Consider the following 17,401-nt stretch of genomic DNA (forward strand, 5'->3'; position numbering starts at 1 on the left):
CACTTGCCGCGCCGGAGTGCCGACCATGGCACATCCTGATGGGGAGCGATTGGTGTCCGGTGCGTCCGTACCGGGAGGACGCGAGATGGATGAGGCAGCCGCCGTACCGGACGGGCCGCGTTCACCCGGCGGTCCGGGCGGGGGCGGCGGTGACGGCCGGATCGAGGATGCGCTCACCGCTCCGCTGATCGCGGCCGTACGGGACCTCGGGGGCTACGGCGGCCTTGTCTACCTGCGCTCCCGCGACCGTCGCTCGCTGGTGCTGGCCCTGGTGACCGGGGTGCCCCGGTCGCTGCTCAGGTCGTGGTGGCGGGTGCCGACGGGCGGGGCGCTGCCCATGGCCGACGCCTACCGGCGTGACGAGCCCCTGTGGCTGCCGGACGAGCGCGTCACCATGGTGCGGTTCCCGCACTTCACCGCCGGGCTGCCGTACTCCTTCGGCTCCGCCTACCAGCCTGTCCGGACCGGCGGGGAGGCCGTGGGCGTGCTGGTCGTGCTCCGCTCGGCCGCCCTGTCGCCGATGGACGCGGAGGCGGTGGATCTCGCGCTGCGCCCCGCCGGGCGGGACATGGAGGAGCGCCTCGGCCGCCTCACCGCCGGCCGGTCCGGCTCGGACCCCGGAGCGTTCCGGGTGGAGTACGACGACGAACCCGTCAGCGTGCGGCTGCCCACGGCCGCCGTCCGCCCCGTGCGGGTCGGGCTTCTCGACTGGGACCTGGACAGCGGCCGGTGCACGCCGGACGACGAGGCCCTCGCGCTCCTCGGCATCGCCGGCCCGGACTTCGACGGCACCATGGCGGCCGTCGAGGCCCGCGTCAGCCCGGACGACCTGCACGAACTGCGCGCGAGCCGGCGGGACGCGCTGACGCGCGGCCGGGTCAGGTCCCGTCGCTTCCGGGTCCTGGACGAGTCCGCCGGCAGCGGGGAGATCAGCTACCGGCCCGTCGAACTGTGGGGCCACCTCGTGCGCGGCGGCTCCGCCCGGATCCTGTTGGGCGCCCTCGTCGACGCGGCCGGCGGGCTCACGGCGGCCGAGGCGGCGGAGCGGCTGCCCGACGGGCTGTTCTCCCTGGACCAGGACGGCCGTCTGACGTACGCCAACCGCCGCTGCGAGGAACTGCTGGGCGCCGGCCGGGAGGAGTTCCTCGGCCGCTATCCGTGGGAGGTGATCACCTGGCTCCGGGATCCCGCGTACGAGGACCGCTACCGGGCGGCGATGCTGTCACAGGAGCAGGTGTCCTTCCTCGTGCGGCATCCCGCCGGGAACTGGCTGAGCTTCGTGCTGTACCCGGACGTGCACGGGCTGACCGGGCGGGTCCATCCGACCGGCCCGCCCACCGGAGGCGAGGAGGCGCGCGAGGCCGGGTCGTCCGCCGGTCCCGTGCCGGGCGCCGCGGCCGTGGCGCCGCCGCCCGGGCCGGTGGCGGCGGCGCGGGCCGGGGCGCTGTACCACGTGGTGCAGATGGCGAGCGTGCTCACCGAGGCGGTCACCGTGCAGGACGTGTGCCGGGCCGTGGCCGAGCAGTTGCTGCCCGCGTTCGGCGCGCGGGAACTCGCCCTGTACACCGTCCGCGAGGGCCGGATGTACCTGCAGTGGGAGTCCGGCTACCCGGAGGGCTTCCTCACCCAGTTCGAGGGCGTCGCCCTCGACACGAACCTGCCCGGCGTCCATGCGCTGACCACGCGGCTCCCGCTCTTCTTCGAGTCGCCGGAGGACCTCTCCGTCGCCTATCCGGGCATCGCCCTGGACCGGATGAACGCCTGGTCGTTCCTGCCGCTGATCGCCTCCGGTCGTTCCGTCGGCTCCTGCATCCTCGGCTGGGACGCCCCGCACCGGTTCACCGCCGACGAGCGCTCCGCCCTCACCGCGCTGAGCGGGCTCGCCGCCCAGGCCATGGAGCGGGCACGGCTCTACGACGCGGAGTCCGCAGTCGCCCGCGGCCTCCAGGAGGGGCTGCTGCCGCACCGGCTGCCGGCCGTCGAAGGGCTGCGCACCGCGGGCCGCTATCTGCCCGGCACCCAGGGCATGGCCATCGGCGGCGACTGGTACGACGTGATCACGACGGGTCGTGGCGTGGCGCTGGTGATCGGGGACGTCGAGGGCCACAGTGTCGGCGCGGCCGCTGTGATGGGCCAGCTGCGCAGTGCCGTGCACGCCTTCGCCGCGAGCGAGCGGCCTCCGCAGGAGGTCATCACCCATACCAACCGGCTGCTGGCCGAGCTGGAGTCGGACGCCTTCGCCACCTGCTGCTACATCGAGCTCGACCCGCGCACCGGGCGCGCCCTCGCCGTGCGGGCCGGTCATCCCCCGCCGCTGCTGCGCCACCCCGACGGGCACGCGGAGACGCTGGACCTGGCGGGCGGGGTCATGCTGGGTGTGCAGCCCGACTCGGTCTATCCCGTCACCGCGCTCACGCTGGCCCCCGGCAGCGTCCTCGCCCTCTACACCGACGGACTCGTGGAGCAGCCCGGCAGCGACATCGAGACGGGGATCGAGGAGGTCCGCGGCGCCCTGGCCGACACCCCGGCGGACTCGGTGGAGCTGCTCGCCGACCGCCTGGTGAGCACTGCCCGGCGCGCCCGCGAGCGGCCGGACGACGTGGCCCTGCTGCTGACGGCGTACCGCTGACGGGCCGAGTTGCCGGGCGAGGCCACGGGTGTGGGACCAACGGCAGGACCGGCAGGGCCGGCAGCGGAGGCCGTGTCAGGGACTGGGTCCGCGGCCTCTTCGGGCCGGGGCTCGCGGCTTCCCGCCCGCACGCGTACGGTCGGGCGGCCGGGCCCGGAGTACGGTGGGCGGGAGCGAGGCGGTGGTGGCGGTGGAGTGGCAGCGGTATGCCGAGCAGATGGCGCAGCTCGCCCGGGATCTGGTGGCCCAGGAATCGGTGCAGGCGACGCTGGACGAGATCGCCGCTTCGGCGGTGAAGCTCGTCGAGGGCTGTGACGCGGCGGGGATCCTGACGGTGTCCAAGGGCCGGGCCGTGACGCTGTCCGTGTGCGGCGACATGGTCGAGGAGTCCGACCGGCTGCAGGGCGAGCTGGGCGAGGGGCCGTGCTTCGACGCCGCCCGCCGGGTGGACGGAGAGCGGCTGTTCCGTATCGCCGACATGACCCCGCCGCAGCCGTCCTGGCCGCGGTTCTCCCGGGCGGCCCGTGATCTGGGGATCGGAAGCATGACCGGTGTGCTGCTCTACACCGAGGAGGAGGACTTCGGCGCGCTGAACCTCTACTCGCGCCGCCCGGGGGCCTTCGGAAAGGACATCGAGGCCGCGGGCTGGCTGCTCGCCTCCCATGCGGCCGTGGCGCTGGACACCGCCCGTACCGTCGACCAGCTGGAGCACGCCCTGGAGACCCGGCACGCCGTGGGAGAGGCCATGGGGATCCTCATGGAACGCCACCGCCTGAGCGAGGACGAGGCCTTCGGCGTGCTGCGGCGCATCTCGCAGAACCACAACATCAAGCTGCGCGACGTCGCCCGGCACGTGCGCCCGGACCCCGGCCGGGCCTGACCGGAGACTGTTCCGGCAGCGCCCTCAGGCCCGGTCTCCGTCGGGACGGTGCGCGCGCAGCAGGAGCACCGCGATGTCGTCGGTGTGCCGTCCGGTGGGCGTCGTGTGGTGGACGAGCCGGTCGATGAGCCCTTCCAGGTCGTGGCCGTCGGCGGCGTCCAGCTGCCCGGCGAGGTCGGAGGTGGTCCGGGTGGCGTCGGTGCCGGGGAGCTCCACCAGGCCGTCGGTGTAGAGGGCGAGGGTGGTGCCGGGGAGCAGGGGCGCGGTGGTGACCGGGTAGTGGCCGCCGGTGTCGATGCCCAGCAGCGGGCCGGGCTCGACGTCGAGGACCTCGGCGGGACGGCTGGTGTGACGCAGCAGCGGCGGCACGTGTCCCGCGCTGGCGAAGGCCACCTGGTGGCGGGCCAGGTCGAGATGGGCGTAGAGGCAGGAGACGAGCAGTTCGGAGTCGAGGTCGGCCAGCAGCCGGTTGGTGCGGACGAGGACCTCGCCGGGTGCGGCGCCCGCGGTGGCGTGGGCGTGGATGGCGGTGCGCACCTGGCCCATGAGAGCGGCGGCGGCGATGCTGTGGCCCTCCACGTCGCCGATGACGGCGGCCGCGGTCGTCCCGTCCAGGCGCAGGAGGTCGAAGAAGTCCCCGCCGACCTCGATGCCGTGACCGGCGGGCAGGTAACGGGCGGCGACGTCGAGGCCGGACAGGTTCGGCAGGGCCCGGGGCAGCAGGGCGCGCTGCAGTTCGTGGACGAGCCGGTGTTTGGTGTCGTAGAGCCGGGCGCGGTCGAGGGCCTGGGCGATCAGACCGGACAGGGAGGTCAGGACGGCGCGTTCGTCGGCGGTGAAGGTGTGCGGGTGGTCGTAGGACAGGATGCAGCAGCCCACCGGCCGGCCGGAGATGATCAGTGGCATGAAGGCCCAGGCCTGTTTGCCGCTGATCTGGAGGGCGTCGGGGTAGTTGGCGGCCAGCTCGGCCGGGGAGGCGAAGAAGGCGGGGGTGCCGCTGGCGAGGACCTGGCCGGCCGGGGTGAGGTCGGTGTCCAGCGACAGGGCGTCGAGGCGTTCCATGACGTCGGCCGCGTAGCCGTGGTAGCCGGTGATCTTCAGCCGCCCGGCCTCGGCGACGGACAGCACGAGGCCCTGGGCGCCGAAGGCGGGCAGGATCTGGTCGGCGCTCAGCGCCACGAGGTCGCGCACGGTCACCGCCTCGGTGAGCGCGGCGGCCAGGTGCACCAGTTGGTAGAGGCGTCCCGTCGGTGCCGCGGCGGGGCCGCGCGCGGCGGCGGGCGGTGACGGGGTCTCGGTCCGCTCCCCGCTCGGGACGACGCGGACGCTGATGCCGCTTGTGTCCGGGTAGAGCTGGAAGGTGAGCCACAGGTCGGGTGGGCGGAGCGCGGTGAACGACACGGGGGTGCGGCCGACGACAGCCGTGCGGTAGTGGTCCTCGTAGACGGGGTCGTCCAGCCAGGGCAGGGACTGCCAGGGCCGGGTGCCGAGCAGTCGGTCGGCCTGACGGCCGAGCAGGCGGGCCGCGGTGGCGGTGGCGAAGGTGACACGGCCCTCCAGGTCGAGGGACAGGGCGCCTTCGGGGAGGCGTTCGAGGTAGTCGGCGGCGGCCAGGCCGGTCTGCACGGGGTGGTGCGCGGCGTCGACGGGGACGACGCGCGGCTGGTCGGGCAGGGCGGGCGGCCCCGTGGCGTCGTCCAGCAGGCGGGCCATGCGGCGGGCGCTGGAGGTGAGGTGGCCGCGCACGCGTGGCGTGATGCCGCGCGGCCGCACGGCGGGCCACATCAGGACGATGCCGCCCCAGCTGCGCCGTACGCCGGCCAGCGGGACGGCGGCCAGGGCGAACGGGTAGGGCAGGACCGCGGCGGCGCGGGGGTAGCGGCGGGCCATCTCCTCCTGGCTCGCGACACTGACCAGTGTGTCGTCGTGGATCGCGTCGGCGACCGGGACCGGCGCGGTAAGGGGCAGCCGCTGCCAGGGGGCGCTGAACGCGATCGGCAGGCCGCACAGCGCGACGAGCCGCAGCACGGGCTCCGCCTCCTCGATGAGGTACAGGCCGCCGATCGAGGCTCCGGTTCCGCGTACGGTGTCGGCCAGGGCCGTCCCCAGGGCGTCCAGCGTCCCGGCGCCCCCGGGCGGCTCGTTGCTCGCGGACATGCTGTCCTCCCGCTCCTACCCGGACGCTACGCCTCACGGGGCCTGCGGGCATGTCGTCGGGCATGACTCCGGGGATGAGTGCTACGGGCACGGAGCGTGGTGCGCGGGGGTGTATTCCTACAGAATCGGAGGCCCTGGACGGCGATCGGGAGGCCGGCTTGCAGACGCTGACATCACAGGATCCGCTGGCCGTCGCCGTCACCGCGGCGATCCGGGCCGGGGATCTGCCCGGGCTCGGGCAGCTGCTCGCCGACCATCCCGGTCTGGCCGCGGCACGCGTCACCGAGCACGGGGAGAACGGCAAGGGCACACGCGGTCTGCTGCACATCGCGACCGACTGGCCCGGCCATTTCCCCCGCGGCCCCGAGGTGGTCGCCGCCCTGGTCGCCGCTGGCGCCGATCCCGACGCCCGCTTCGGCGGTGCGCACGCCGAGACGCCGCTGCACTGGGCCGCCAGCAGCAACGACGTGGCCGTGCTGGACGCGCTCATCGCCGCCGGGGCCGACATCGAGGCGCCCGGGGCGGTGATCGCCGGTGGCACTCCGCTCGCCGACGCCCGCGCGTTCGGCCAGTGGCGTGCCGCGCGCCGGCTGGTCGAGCACGGCGCCCGCACCACCCTCCAGGACGCCGCCACGCTCGGCCTGCTCGACCGGGTGCGGGCGTACGTCGAGGCCGGGGAGCCACCTTCGGCCGACGAGATCACCAGCGCCTTCTGGGGCGCCTGCCACGGCGGGCATCTGCCCACCGCGCGGTATCTCCACGAGCACGGCGCCGACGCCGACTGGTGCGGCTACGACGACATGACACCGCTCGACATCGCCCTCGCCCACGACGCAGACGACGTCGTGCGGTGGCTGCGCGAACTGGGCGCGAAGAGCCGCTCGTAGGGCCGGGTCACAGGCAGTAGCGCACGAGCCACTCGTCCTGGTTGTAGGCGGTGCGCGCCGGGTCGGGGACGCCCGCGGCGCGTTCCTCGACCATGTCCTCCACGCGCACCGGCTCCGGCAGTGCGCCGAAGCGGGTCCGGCGTGCCACCGCCTCCGCCTCGCTCCCCTGCTGCGACGTCGTGTCGTCCACCGCGATTCCCCTCTCTCGCCGGCCTCCGAGGCCGATCGGCCTCGCTGCGCAATGAGTTGACGTGCGGGGCGGGCTGTCGGTTCCCGTGGCGGTGCTCAGTCGGCTCGTTCGAGCCTACGAACTTCGCCGCCGACGGTTCCCGGCACACCCGGACAGTGATAGTAAACCTTCCTGTCAGTTCTGCACGGCCCCCGCTCTCCCCGCCCCCCATTGCCTGGAGGCCTCGTGAGACACCCGACCCCGCGCCGCACCGCTCTGGCGTTGTTCGGCGCCGCCCTCGCCGCCGCCCCGTTCCTGAGGCCGCCGCACGCCACGGCTGCCGTCCGTGCGATCGGGCTCGACGACCCGGCGAAGAAGGAGATCGCCATGCGGCTCGTGTCGAGCGCGGAGAACTCCTCGCTCGACTGGAAGGCGCATTACCAGTACATCGAGGACATCCGCGACGGCCGCGGCTACACCGCCGGCATCATCGGGTTCTGCTCCGGCACCGGCGACATGCTCGATCTCGTCGAGCTCTACACCGACCGCGAGCCCGGCAACGCCCTCGCGCGGTACCTGCCGGCACTGCGCCGGGTCGACGGTTCCGACTCGCACGACGGGCTCGACCCGGGCTTCCCCGGCGACTGGCGCCGGACGGCCCGTGACGCCGCGTTCCGGCGGGCGCAGGACGACGAGCGCGACCGGGTGTACTTCGGCCCGGCGGTCCGGCAGGGCAAGGCGGACGGGCTGCGGGTGCTGGGCCAGTTCGCTTACTACGACGCCATCGTCATGCACGGCGACGGCAACGACCCGCTGAGCTTCCGCAATATCCGAAAGCGTGCGCTGCGTACGGCTGAGACTCCGGCGTCGGGCGGTGACGAGGTGACCTACCTCGACGCCTTCCTGGACGCGCGGGTGTGGGCCATGAGGCAGGAGGAGGCGCACAGCGACACGAGCCGGGTCGACACGGCGCAGCGCGTCTTCCTGCGCAAGCGGAACCTCGACCTCGACCCGCCGCTGGACTGGAAGGTCTACGGCGACAGCTACCACATCGGCTGACCCTCGGGCGGCGGCCCGGGGCGGATTGGTCCAGCAATCCGGCACCAGAGTGGACCTCGAACCGGGCCGCCGCACTGCCTAGCGTCGCCGGCATGAACGTCACCACCACGCGGGGAGCCCTGCTCGCCGCGTTCGCCTGTGTCCTCGTCGGAGCGTCCTTCACGGCCAACAGCGTCCTGGGCGCGTACCCGTACGCGGGCGGCCAGTTCCTGCGCTACGGGCTTGCCTGTCTGCTGCTCCTGCCCCTGGCCGGGAGGGGCTCGTCCGCCCTGCTGCGGGCGCTGACGCCGCGTCAGTGGGTCCGCCTCCTCCTGCTCGCCGCCATCGGCATGGTCGGCTTCAACCTGGCCGTCATCGCCGCGGAGCGCACGGCGGAACCGGCGGTTCCCGGCGTGTTCGTGGGATGTGCGCCGGTCGTCGTCGCCGTACTCGTGCCACTCCTGGACGGGCGCGGGCCCAGGCGGGCGGTCCTTTGCGGGGCTCTGCTCGTGGCCGTCGGCGCCTGCGCGGTCCAGGGCTGGGGGCGCACCGACGGCGCGGGGCTGGCCTTCTCCGTGTGCGCCTTGGCGGGGGAGGTCGGGTTCGCCGTGCTCGCCGTACCCGTGCTGCGGCCGCTCGGGCCCCGGCTGCTGTCCGCCACGGTGTGCGCGGTCGCCGCGCTGGAGTCGGCGGCGGTCGGTGTGCTCGTCGACGGGGCCGGGTGGCTTCGGCGTCCGGACACCGCCGAAGCCGCCGCGCTGCTGTGGCAGGCGGTGGTGGTCACCGTCGTCGGGTTCGTGTGCTGGTACATGGGCATGCAGCGGATCGGCGCGGAACGCGCCACCCTGTTCTCCGGCCTCATCCCGGTCGCGGCGGCCGGCACCGCACCACTCGTCGGCACTGGCTCCTACGGCTTGGCGCAGGCGGCGGGCAGCGCGCTGGTCGGCCTAGGCGTCGCGCTGGGGTCCGGGGCGCTGAACCCGACCGCCGCGCGCCGGCGCTTCGGCGGGCGAGCCCGGCGCGCCGCCCCGGCGACGACCTTTCGGGGGAACGCCCACCCGGAGTGGCAGGGCGTCCGCGCGCCGGAAATGCCGGAGTGATCCCCCGCGCATCTAATGGACGGCACCCGATGTCTCACCCGTACACAGGAGCCTCCCAGATGCCGCACTCCCGCACCGGTGAAGGGGACAGGAAGGCCGCGCGTGCGGGTCTGCTGCGGCGGCTGGGCGAGTGGTGCGCACGCCATTTCGGGATCGTCATCGGGGCCTGGCTCGTGGCGCTGGTGGCTCTCCAGGTCGTCAACCATGTGTCCGGGGGTGAGTACTCCGACAACTTCTCCCTGCCCCAGGCGCAGGCGCAGAAGGGCCTGGACGTGCTGAAGGAGCACGATCCGCAGGCCGGCGGCTACAGCAGCCAGATCGTGCTGCGCGACGACAGCCAGGAGCTGACGGCGCTGAGCTCGCAGATGTCCACCACGGTCGCCGACCTGGAGAAGCTCCCGCACGTCCTGTCGGCCCAGAACCCGCTGTCCGCCCCGGACTCGTCCTCTCAGCAGTCGCAGCCGAACGTCGGGCCGCTCTCGGACGACAAGAAGACGGCGTACATCACGGTCCGCTTCAATGTGCAGCCCTCGACCCTCGGCGCCGGCTATCTGAACGGCGTCGACACCGCCGTACAGCCGCTGCGTTCGGCGGGAGCGGAGGTCGAGTACGGCGGGCCGCTCGGCGAACTCGCGAGGCCCCCCGCCGACGACCGGGTGAGCGAGCTGATCGGGTTCGGTGTCGCCATCATCGTGCTGCTGGTCGGCTTCGGCAGTGTGTTCGCCGCCGGCGTCCCGCTGCTCACCGCGCTGATCAGCGTCGTCGGCGGTCTCGCCATCCTCGGGTTGCTGGCCGCCGCGTTCACCTTCGCGACGGTCTCGCCGACCCTGGCCACCATGATCGGCCTCGGTGTCGGTATCGACTACGCCCTGTTCATGATCACCCGGCACCGGCAGAACCTCATCGACGGCATGGACCCGGTACGGGCCGCCGGTCAGGCCGCGAGCACCAGCGGCCACGCCGTCCTCGTCTCCGGCTGTACGGTCATCATCGCGCTGGCGGGTCTGTCCGCGTCCGGGGTCTCCTTCATCTCCCTGCTCGGTCTCGCCGCCGCCGTCACCGTGGTCTCGGCCGTCGTCGGCGCGCTCACCCTGGTCCCCGCGCTGCTCGGGCTCATCGGCCGGCACATCGACCGCTACCACGTGCGCCGCCCCGTGGCCGAGACCGACGCCGAGGCGGGCGAGACGGCGCAGGGCACCTGGCACCGGTACGCGCAGCGGGTGGAGCGCAGGCCGCTGTGGTTCCTGTCGGGGGGCGTCGCCGTGATCGCGGTGCTCGCGATCCCGCTGTTCTCCATCCAGCTCGGCCACATCGGCGACGGCGCCGACCCGACCTCCTTCACCGACCGGCGGGCGTTCGACCTGATGACCGACGCGTTCGGGCCGGGGTCCAACGGTCCGCTCACCGTCGTCGTCGACCAGACAGACGTACCGGACTCGCAGCGCGACGATCTGGCCTCACGCGCCCAGACCACGCTCGACTCGGTCGAAGGGGCCGCCGCCGTCACCCCGCTGACGCCCACCCAGGACGGGGACGTCCTGGTCGGCACGGTCTACTCGACCGTGTCCCCGCAGAACTCCGCGACCACGGACCTGACCAACCGCCTCGTCGACGACACGCTGCCGGACGCCGTCCAGGGGACGGACGCCAAGGGGTACGTCACCGGCACGACGGCGACACAGGTCGACTTCCGTGACATCGTCGCCTCCCAGCTGCCCGTGATCATCGCCGTCGTGGTGGGCCTGGCGTTCCTCATCATCCTGGCCGTGTTCCGGGGGCTGCTCGTCGCCGTCAAGGCGGCCGTCCTGAACGTGCTGTCGATCGCCGCGTCGTACGGCGTGGTCGTCGCGGTGTTCCAGTGGGGCTGGGGCGGGCCCGCGCTCGGCGTGCACGGCAAGGTACCCATCGAGAGCTACGTGCCGATGATGATGTTCGCCATCATCTTCGGCCTCAGCATGGACTACGAGATCTTCCTGCTGTCCCGCGTCCACGAGGCGTGGCTGCGTACCGGGGACGCCAAGGGGTCGGTGGCGCACGCGCTGGAGATCACGGCGCGGGTCATCACCAGTGCCGCGCTGATCATGGTGAGTGTGTTCGCGGCGTTCATCATCAGCGACAACATCGTGGTCAAGATGCTGGGACTCGGGCTGGCCGTCAGTGTGCTCATCGACGCCTCCGTGGTACGGCTGCTGATGGTGCCGGCCGTGATGACGCTGCTCGGGCGGCACGCCTGGTGGATGCCGCGCTGGCTGGACCGGGTGATGCCGCACATCGACGCCGAGGGGGAACACAAGGCGGAGGGTGCCCGTCCGGCGTCCTAGGCCGTGTCCGCAAGTCCCGCCTGCCCCGCGACGCCTGGCACCAGACGCCGCGGGGCCCGCCCTCCGGGCGGACGACGGGACTTTGCGGACACGACCTAGCGAGCCGGCCTCAGTGGAGCACGAGGTGGACGAGGGCGACGGCGCCGACCGACACGATCAGGGTCCGCAGGACGGCAGGGCTGAAGCGGCGTCCCGTCCTGGCCCCGACCAGGCCGCCCAACGCGGACCCGGCGGCGATGAGGACGACGGCCGTCCAGTCGAACTCCGCGAAGAACAGGAAGAGCAGGGCGGCGACGGTGTTGACGACGGCCGCGAGCACGTTCTTCACGGCGTTGAGCCGCTGGAGCGTCTCGTCGAGCAGCATGCCCATCAGGGAGACGTAGATGATGCCCTGCGCTGCCGAGAAGTAGCCGCCGTAGACACTGGCCAGCGTCAGCCCCGTGAACAGCAGCGGACCCCCGTCGGGACGGGCCGGGCCTCCGGTACGGCGACGTCGGCGGCGCACCCGCCGGGCGATGAGCGGCTGGCAGGCGACCAGGACGAGGGCGAGCCCCACCAGGGCGGGCACGATCCGCTCGAAGGCCGCGGCGGGCAGGGTCAGCAGCAGCACGGCGCCCGCGAGGCCGCCCAGCACGGCAGCGATGCCGAGGAGGAGGACGCGCCGTCTCTGACCGCGGAGCTCCTCGCGGTAGCCGATGACCGCGCTGATCGAGCCGGGCACCAGCCCGAGCCCGTTGGACACGGTCGCCGTGACCGGAGGCAGTCCGGTGGCGAGCAGTACGGGGAAGGTGATCAGCGTTCCCGAGCCGACGACGGCGTTGACGGCACCGGCGCCCGTACCGGCCGCGAACACGGCCGCCATCTCCCAGGGCGTCACGCCGTGACTCCCCCGCCGGCGCCGCGTCCGGCGTTCCTGGTGCTGTCCATGGGGTCACCGTAGAGGGTGCGCACTTCGGCGTGCGCCGCAGGGTGACGGGCCCCGGAACGGAACGGCGGCGGGATCCGAGGAGGGATCCCGCCGCCGTTCCGGTGGCACGTCAGGGCGTTGCCGGGTCAGCCGCGCCTGGCGCGGCGGAGGACCACGAAGCCCGTGATGAGGAGAACGGCGCCCGCCGCGGCCGGCCACAACTGGGCACCGGTCTCGGCCAGGCTGCCGCTGCCGACCGCCTGGGGCTCGGTCCGGGGCGGAGCCACCGGGGTGGCGGCGGCGCTGGTCGCCGTGCCGACGGCCTGGGACTCGCCGAGGCCGTCCGAGTCCTCGCCGGTGCCGGCCTTCGAGCCGCCCTGTTCACCGGAGTTCGCCGAAGGAGTCGCGTACACCTCGGCCTCGTCGGCGGGCGAGTCGCTCGGCTCCGGCTCGGGGGCGGGCTTGTCCGTCGCCGGCGGCTCGGCAGCCTCGCCCTTGCCGTCCTTTCCGCCGTTGCCGGTGTCGCCGGGCTTGCCGCCCGCGTTGCCGTCCTTCGGGGCGTCCGGGGTGCGGGTGGGCTGCTCCTGCGGCGCCTCGGGGTTCTTCGTCGGCACCTCGGTCGGCTCCTCGCTCGGTTCCTCGCCCGCCCCGGTCTCCTCGGCCGGCTCCTCGGTCGGCTTCTCCGTCGGCTTCTGGCCGGGTTCGGCTTCCGCTCCGGCTCCGCACTTCCGGCCGTCGTTGATGCAGTCGACCATCTCCCCCATCAGGTCCTCGTCGAAGACGTTGATGAAGTCGCCGTGGTCCGTGACCGGCTTGTGCAGCTGCTCGGGGAAGGAGTCCACCGCGAACAGCGGTGTCGTACGACCGCCGTCCTGCAGGCTCGGCGCGTCGACGTCGTAGACGATGCGCTGGACCAGCTGCGGGATCGGGCGGAAGCCGGACGGGCAGGCGCCGGAGGCGTCGGTGAACGCCACGTGGGTGCGGTGGTTGGCGCTGTCGATGTTGCGGCCGTCCCAGCAGCTCTGGAACTTGAAGGAGCGCACCACGTTGCTGCCCTTCGGGCACAGCGGGTACTTGTCCTTCAGCTGCCGGTCCTCGAAGCCGGTGCAGCTCCAGGAGGCGTTGGCGTTGGCCGGTCCGTTGACGAACGACTTGGCGTCGCCGGTGATGATGCGCAGCAGCCGCGGCATGGCGGTGACCTTGTCGCGCGGGTTCCCCACGAAGTCGAGCGTGACCTGCTTCGGCGTGACGATCGCGCCGGCGTTGCCCTCGATGCCGCCGCCGGGCGAGTTGGCGTCCTGCTCCTGTGTGCCGTTCTGCACGCGCAGGACGGGCCAGTAGTAGGAGGACTTGTCGCCCTGGTCGTCGCAGCTGGTCTCGGCGTCCGCGAGGTCCTGGTCGCTGGCGAAGGCGTTGTTGGCCTGGTTGCCGACGTAGTCGTGGAAGTGGTGGGCGCCGTTGGTGACACCCGGGGCGGCGATGATGTTGTCGGAGTTGAACAGGCCGTTCTCGTTCACACCGCAACTGGTGGCGAAGGTGCCGCGTGAGGCGTTGCCCTTCTGGCGGGGGCTGTTCACGTTGGGCTGGACGCCGGTGATGTCCGCGAAGTCGGCGGCGACCGGACCGTTGCCCGCCTGACCGCCGTTGTTGCCCTGGTCCTGCTCCTGGCCGTCCTGGCCCTGCTCCTGGCCGGGCTGCTCCGCGCCGTCGCCGGCCTGGCCCTCGCCCTGCTCGGGAGCCTGGTTGCCGGAGTCCCGGACGGTGCAGGCCGCGAGGGCCTCGAGTCCCTCGGGGCGGTCGCCCACCCGGTCGATGGCGATGGCGATGCGTTCGAGGGTCGCGCCCCGCTTCTCCTTCAGCGGGTTCATGATCGCGTTGTCGGCGAAGCCGGAGTCCTGCTGGATCTGTCGCGCCGACGCGCTCAGCCGCTGGTAGGCCTTGGCGATCTGCTCGTCGAGGAGGGCGAGTTCCTTGTCGACCTCCCCTCTCGCCTGCTCGGGGACCGAGGTCAGCTTGCTGCCGACGTCAGGGCAGTCGATCGTCGCGCCTGCGGTCCGCACCCCCGTACCGGACCGCGTCTCGGCGGGCTCACCGCCCGAACCGCCGTCCGTCGCCGAGGCGTAGACGTTGGCCGCCATCAGGCCGCCTCCGCCCAGCATCAGCGCGACTGCGGCGAAGGTCGCGCGCCGTGGGCCTGTAGGGCGTCTTCGCGTATTGCGTGCCAAGGGTGCTCTCCTGCGCTTGAGGCGTTCCGGGCATGAAAATCCCCTCGCCCCATACGGGCGCGGGCGCCGGAGCGTTCAGCCGTCCCTCGAATTCTTCGGGAACTCTCAGAAAGCCCGCACGACGGTACCCCGCCGGACTCGCCCCGTCCGGCGGGGTACGGCACACGAAACCGCAGGTCAGCGGAAGTTCACGTCGCTGCACAGGAAGTAGGTCTGGTCCATGTGCGACGCCTGCCAGATCGTGTAGACGACATGCCGCCCGCTCAGCCCCGAAGTGCTCACGGGGATCTCGTAGTTCTGGCTGGGCGCGTACCTTCCGGTGCGGGTGACGAGCCGGAGGTCGTTCCAGGTCAGCTGCTGGGTGGCGGGGTTGAAGCCCTGCCGCGTGACATACACCAGGAAGTAGTCGGCTCCATGGCTGGCCTGGTCGTACAGCTTCACGGTGAAGTTGCCGCCGATGTCCGTCGTCTTCCAGGCGCCGACCGTGTCGAGGGAGTTGTACCGGCCGCCCTCGGTACGGCCGCCGCTGCACAGCTGGCCGTTGGGCACCACGGCCTGGAAGTTGCCGCCGGAGCCGTTGCGGTACAGGCCGTTCCAGTTCCACATGGCGTTCGCGTCGCTCCGCCACGCCTGCCAGCACATGGGGTCCTGCTGGGCCATGGCGGGGTTGAGGTGGTCGCTCCCCCAGCGCAGCCAGCAGCCGTGGTTGCGGGATGCCGGGTCGACGACCGAGCCGTGGGCGACGGCGGTGCCGCTCCATGGGATCAGGCTGAGCAGCGCGGCGACCAGCGCGCTCAGGGCGAGCGTCAGGCGGGAGCGGACCGGACGGAACTCTTTATTGACATGACCCTGACAATTCATGATCTCCTCTTTCGGTTGTGGGGGTTGCGTTGCTCGCGGTGCGCCTTGTGTGGGGAGGGCGGGCAGTTTGGGAGCGCTCCCGCACTTCCACGCTGGGGCCGATGGCGCGGGCCCGCAACGCACGATTGCGCCACTTCCGTCAGAGCCGGTCGAGTTCCTTCGTGGTGCGGCCGAGGTAGGTGGCCGAGCCGGGCTCCGGAACGTCGATCTCGCGGAACCCCAGGCGGTCGTAGAAGGCTCTGGCCTCGGTGTTGGCGGTCGCCATGGCCAGGTGGACGGCCGGGACTCCCCTGCCCTGGAGGGCCCCGAGGAACGTCCGCATCAGACGGCGTCCATGGCCCCGGCCCTGCCAGCCGGGCAGCAGGTCGATGTGCAGATGCGCGGGATACGCGGCCAGTTCGGGCCTCACCATCCGTTCCGGGTGGTACAGCAGGTGGGCTATGGCCTCGTCCGGAGTGCGCGGCGGCTCGGGCGGTTCCGGGTAGCGGCCGGCGACCAGGGGCAGCCACGTGGCGCGGAACTCCGCTGCGAACCGCGGGGTGTCGGAGGTGCCGAGGATGTAGCCGACCGCCTGCCCCTGGCCGTCGTCCAGCACGAAGGCCAGTTCCGGCTCCAGACGGACGTAGGGAGCCGCGAAGGTCACCGGGAAGATGCCCGGGTCCGCGTAGTGGGGGCGGCTGTCCCGGCCGGCGTGCGCGGTGCGGATACAGATGTCGTCGAGGGCCGAACGGTCCTCGGGGCGGTAGGGGCGGATGGCGGGGGTGGTGGTCATGGCGGCATCCTGCACGGCGTGGGAGCGCTCCCTCAACTCGCTCGGCCGAGGTGATGTCGCCTTCTCGGTGCGGGGGCAGGGGCTTCGCCTCCCGGCCGCGTCCCGAAGCGGCTCGCCGCGTCCCTGGCCACGCCGGAGGCGGTAGGCCCCACTCGGCGCCGGTGCGACGACGCTGGAGCAGCGGCGGGTCGCGCTGCGGAGGGGGCGGCATTCCGGCCAGGCCGGGTGATGCCGACACGCGAGGCATCCTGACCGCTTGAGGGCAAGGACCGGGGTTACCCGGTCCCCATGGTGAAGCCGAATATTCCAGGACGAAAAGAACATGAGGCGACGGAGACTCCGTCTTCGGAACCGTCGGAGAGGCCTCGGCCGGCGCCCGGGACGGCGGGTCCGGGGCCCGATGTGGAGCGGGCGGCGCCCGACACGCCGAGTGAGCTGCCCCGGACGTCGTGGGGTGCGGTGCTGAAGGGGAGCGTGCGGGAGTTCAAGAAGGACGAGCTGACCGACCGGGCGGCGGCGCTGACGTACTACACGGTGCTGGCGATGTTCCCGGCACTGCTGGTCCTGGTCTCGCTGTTGGGGATCACCGGCAAGTCCACCACGGACAAGGTGCTCGAGAACGTCCAGCAGTTCGCTCCCGGCGCGGCGCGGGACATCATCACCCGGGCCGTGGAGCAACTGCAGGGCAACGCCGGCATCGGCTCACTGATGGCGATCGTCGGTCTCCTCCTGGCGGTGTGGTCGGCCTCCGGCTACGTGGCGGCGTTCATCCGTTCCGCCAACGCCGTCTACGACATGCCCGAGGGACGGCCGGTGTGGAAGCTGTTGCCGGTGCGGGTGGGCGTGACGGTGGTGCTGATGGTGCTGGCCACGATGAGTGCGCTGATCGTGGTCTTCACGGGCGGGCTGGCCCGTCAGGCCGGGACGACTCTGGGCATCGGCGACACCGCGCTGACGGTGTGGTCGTTCGCCAAGTGGCCCGTTCTGGTCGTGCTGGTCACGATCATGATCGCGCTTCTGTACTGGGCGACCCCGAACGCCAAGGTGAAGGGGTTCCGCTGGGTCACGCCCGGCAGTGTGCTGGCCCTGCTGATCTGGCTGCTCGCGTCGGCGGGCTTCGCCGTGTACGTGGCCAACTTCGCCTCGTACAACAAGACCTACGGCACGATGGCCGGTGTCATCGTCTTCCTGGTGTGGCTGTGGATCACGAATCTCGCGATCCTGCTGGGCCTGGAGTTCGACGCGGAGACGGTACGGCAGCGGGCCGTCGCCGGCGGGCATCCGCCGGAGGACGAGCCGTACACCCAGCCGCGCGACACCCGGGCCTGGGACGAGGAGGACCGGCGCCGCGTCGAGGACACCTAGTAGTGCTTCGTTAGGTTGTGGGCTGTCTGCGGCTGCTCCGAGGGCGGGGCAGGGGGCGGCCGCAGGTGGTGCAGGTACCGGTCCAGCACC

The 17,401-nt window shown here is 72.4% G+C and carries 13 protein-coding genes; 7 read left to right on the plus strand and 6 right to left on the minus strand.

What is annotated here, in order from left to right; all coding sequences use genetic code 11:
• Positions 1–85 precede the first annotated feature (85 nt).
• Both ACFZBT_RS34310 and ACFZBT_RS34315 read left to right on the plus strand, forming a co-directional pair.
• Positions 86–2,629 carry a SpoIIE family protein phosphatase gene (locus tag ACFZBT_RS34310; protein WP_391112159.1) on the plus strand — a complete coding sequence of 848 codons (2,544 nt, stop codon included), beginning with the start codon at positions 86–88 and terminating at the stop codon, positions 2,627–2,629.
• A 217-nt stretch (positions 2,630–2,846) separates the two neighbouring features.
• Positions 2,847–3,509, plus strand: a complete 663-nt coding sequence (locus ACFZBT_RS34315) for an ANTAR domain-containing protein (RefSeq protein WP_391112197.1) — start codon at positions 2,847–2,849, stop codon at positions 3,507–3,509.
• A gap of 24 nt (positions 3,510–3,533) precedes the next feature.
• Here the strand turns inward: ACFZBT_RS34315 and ACFZBT_RS34320 are convergent, their stop codons facing one another.
• Complete coding sequence (locus tag ACFZBT_RS34320) at positions 3,534–5,666, minus strand: SpoIIE family protein phosphatase (protein WP_391112161.1); 2,133 nt, start codon at positions 5,664–5,666, stop codon at positions 3,534–3,536.
• Positions 5,667–5,824: 158 nt separating this feature from the next.
• Here ACFZBT_RS34320 and ACFZBT_RS34325 point away from each other — a divergent pair, with 158 nt between their 5' ends.
• Positions 5,825–6,553 carry an ankyrin repeat domain-containing protein gene (locus ACFZBT_RS34325; RefSeq protein WP_391112164.1) on the plus strand — a complete coding sequence of 243 codons (729 nt, stop codon included), beginning with the start codon at positions 5,825–5,827 and terminating at the stop codon, positions 6,551–6,553.
• Positions 6,554–6,560: 7 nt separating this feature from the next.
• Here the strand turns inward: ACFZBT_RS34325 and ACFZBT_RS34330 are convergent, their stop codons facing one another.
• Entirely contained in the window at positions 6,561–6,743 is a 183-nt protein-coding gene (locus tag ACFZBT_RS34330; RefSeq protein WP_391112166.1) for a hypothetical protein, read from the minus strand.
• A 225-nt stretch (positions 6,744–6,968) separates the two neighbouring features.
• Here ACFZBT_RS34330 and ACFZBT_RS34335 point away from each other — a divergent pair, with 225 nt between their 5' ends.
• From ACFZBT_RS34335 to ACFZBT_RS34345, 3 genes are all read left to right on the plus strand, one after another.
• On the plus strand, positions 6,969–7,781 hold the full coding sequence (locus tag ACFZBT_RS34335) for a chitosanase (protein ID WP_391112168.1): 813 nt from the start codon (positions 6,969–6,971) through the stop codon (positions 7,779–7,781).
• Between the two features lie 92 nt (positions 7,782–7,873).
• Positions 7,874–8,860 carry an EamA family transporter gene (locus tag ACFZBT_RS34340; protein ID WP_391112170.1) on the plus strand — a complete coding sequence of 329 codons (987 nt, stop codon included), beginning with the start codon at positions 7,874–7,876 and terminating at the stop codon, positions 8,858–8,860.
• A gap of 59 nt (positions 8,861–8,919) precedes the next feature.
• Positions 8,920–11,181, plus strand: a complete 2,262-nt coding sequence (locus tag ACFZBT_RS34345) for an MMPL family transporter (RefSeq protein WP_391112172.1) — start codon at positions 8,920–8,922, stop codon at positions 11,179–11,181.
• 109 nt (positions 11,182–11,290) lie between these two features.
• On the opposite strand, the gene ACFZBT_RS34350 is transcribed toward ACFZBT_RS34345, so the two are convergent.
• The 4 genes from ACFZBT_RS34350 to ACFZBT_RS34365 form a co-directional block, all read right to left on the minus strand.
• Positions 11,291–12,058 (minus strand): TSUP family transporter, encoded by a 768-nt coding sequence (locus ACFZBT_RS34350; RefSeq protein WP_391112175.1) that lies wholly within the window; start codon positions 12,056–12,058, stop codon positions 11,291–11,293.
• A gap of 176 nt (positions 12,059–12,234) precedes the next feature.
• Positions 12,235–14,226, minus strand: a complete 1,992-nt coding sequence (locus ACFZBT_RS34355; protein ID WP_391112200.1) for a DUF1996 domain-containing protein — start codon at positions 14,224–14,226, stop codon at positions 12,235–12,237.
• Between the two features lie 264 nt (positions 14,227–14,490).
• Positions 14,491–15,174 (minus strand): lytic polysaccharide monooxygenase, encoded by a 684-nt coding sequence (locus ACFZBT_RS34360; protein ID WP_391112178.1) that lies wholly within the window; start codon positions 15,172–15,174, stop codon positions 14,491–14,493.
• A gap of 139 nt (positions 15,175–15,313) precedes the next feature.
• Positions 15,314–15,946 (minus strand): GNAT family N-acetyltransferase, encoded by a 633-nt coding sequence (locus ACFZBT_RS34365; RefSeq protein ID WP_391112181.1) that lies wholly within the window; start codon positions 15,944–15,946, stop codon positions 15,314–15,316.
• Positions 15,947–16,234: 288 nt separating this feature from the next.
• Here ACFZBT_RS34365 and ACFZBT_RS34370 point away from each other — a divergent pair, with 288 nt between their 5' ends.
• Positions 16,235–17,311, plus strand: a complete 1,077-nt coding sequence (locus ACFZBT_RS34370; protein WP_391112184.1) for a YhjD/YihY/BrkB family envelope integrity protein — start codon at positions 16,235–16,237, stop codon at positions 17,309–17,311.
• Positions 17,312–17,401: the final 90 nt, after the last annotated feature.

It is taken from the genome of Streptomyces sp. NPDC008137, assembly GCF_042957035.1.
Taxonomy (GTDB): domain Bacteria; phylum Actinomycetota; class Actinomycetes; order Streptomycetales; family Streptomycetaceae; genus Streptomyces.

Excerpts from the sequence above, each read along its gene's own strand:
- ACFZBT_RS34370 (WP_391112184.1), top strand. The coding sequence starts at position 16,235 with ATGGTGAAGCCGAATATTCCAGGACGAAAAGAACATGAGGCGACGGAG.
- ACFZBT_RS34340 (WP_391112170.1), top strand. The coding sequence starts at position 7,874 with ATGAACGTCACCACCACGCGGGGAGCCCTGCTCGCCGCGTTCGCCTGT.
- ACFZBT_RS34355 (WP_391112200.1), bottom strand. The coding sequence starts at position 14,226 with ATGGCGGCCAACGTCTACGCCTCGGCGACGGACGGCGGTTCGGGCGGT.
- ACFZBT_RS34310 (WP_391112159.1), top strand. The coding sequence starts at position 86 with ATGGATGAGGCAGCCGCCGTACCGGACGGGCCGCGTTCACCCGGCGGT.
- ACFZBT_RS34360 (WP_391112178.1), bottom strand. The coding sequence starts at position 15,174 with ATGAATTGTCAGGGTCATGTCAATAAAGAGTTCCGTCCGGTCCGCTCC.
- ACFZBT_RS34320 (WP_391112161.1), bottom strand. The coding sequence starts at position 5,666 with ATGTCCGCGAGCAACGAGCCGCCCGGGGGCGCCGGGACGCTGGACGCC.
- ACFZBT_RS34345 (WP_391112172.1), top strand. The coding sequence starts at position 8,920 with ATGCCGCACTCCCGCACCGGTGAAGGGGACAGGAAGGCCGCGCGTGCG.
- ACFZBT_RS34365 (WP_391112181.1), bottom strand. The coding sequence starts at position 15,946 with ATGACCACCACCCCCGCCATCCGCCCCTACCGCCCCGAGGACCGTTCG.
- ACFZBT_RS34315 (WP_391112197.1), top strand. The coding sequence starts at position 2,847 with ATGGCGCAGCTCGCCCGGGATCTGGTGGCCCAGGAATCGGTGCAGGCG.